We start from the raw sequence: 1135 nt of genomic DNA, 5'->3' as shown, positions 1-1135 counted from the left end.
ATCACTCATTCCGTTATTTTCCCTAAATCTCTTTGCATACAATCCCTGATGCGCTTTACTGGTCTTTCCATTTATTTTGAGGTCTTCATCTAAGCTTATGTACATATAAGACTTAAATTCAGAAAGTGTAGTTGGGATAAGATCTACCCATGCTGAAGTACCTTCTTCCCTTATGAGCCTGCCCTGGAAATTTCTCGCGCGTTTTGGCAATTCTCCTACAGAAGCAAAAGGATCTGTCGCATCTAGTAACAGGGTTTGCTCCGGAAGTTCTACGGAAGCTATCAGGTAGTTAAAGCCGGTCCTGGTAGGAAACACCGGAATTCCATTATCTGGCGTGCTTACAAGAACCGGATTTGCTGTTAAACCTGCGTACTGAAGCATAGAAGTAAGCATAAGGTTAATATCTGCACAGTTTCCTGCCCCGTCCTGGTATGCAGATTTTAAGCCATTATCTGTATAATATCCTACAAAGTCATTCCACCTCACCTTCTTTTTCACATAGTTATATATCATAGCTACTTTGGTAGCGGGGTTGGAAACACCTTCCAGCAATTGATCTATATCTTTCCTAAAGTACCTGTCCTGTTTCAATTCCTTTCCCAGACTGCCTTCGTAAATGGTTTTGGTAACACTCTCCCAGGTTTCCGTAAAATTCTCTATAGTAGAATTAGGGAATTTTGTATACATAAGCTCCCACTTAAGGTATGCCGCATAGTTTTCAAGATAATCCACAAAAGGCTCTTCTTTTAATGCAGGAATATCGTCTTCTTCAATCGTATAGACATTGAGCATATAATCTATAGAATTAGTGGAATAATCTGAAGAAGTGGTCCAACCGTTATTATTTCTATGGCTTTGCTGATAGGCGTATCTAAAAGACTCTCCAGATTTGTCTATGTTGAAAATTAAACCGGACTTGAGGTTAGAATGCAGTTTGAAACCGAAAAACTCCGGGATTTTCACCTGCACTTCCATCCGCTTTACAGGGATGGTGTATTGTAATTTGGTATCATCTATACTGGTTAAAAAAGGCGATCTGATTGTATATGAATATTCAATTACACTACCTTCTGTAACAGCCGGCATCGTAATTTTTGTTTTGAGCCTGTACTTATTTACTTCTTCATCAAAGATC

At 39.1% G+C, this 1135-nt stretch carries 1 protein-coding gene; it reads right to left on the bottom strand.

Annotation, left to right across the window (positions count from 1 at the left end; translation table 11 throughout):
• Nucleotides 1-1135: transglutaminase family protein (locus tag RM529_RS17450; protein WP_311486013.1), on the bottom strand; the 1135-nt coding region annotated here is incomplete at both ends.

Origin of the sequence: Autumnicola edwardsiae, from assembly GCF_031846505.1 — a bacterium.
In the GTDB taxonomy this organism is placed as follows: Bacteria; Bacteroidota; Bacteroidia; order Flavobacteriales; family Flavobacteriaceae; genus Autumnicola; species Autumnicola edwardsiae.
This window is presented reverse-complemented; position numbering and strand designations above follow the sequence as displayed.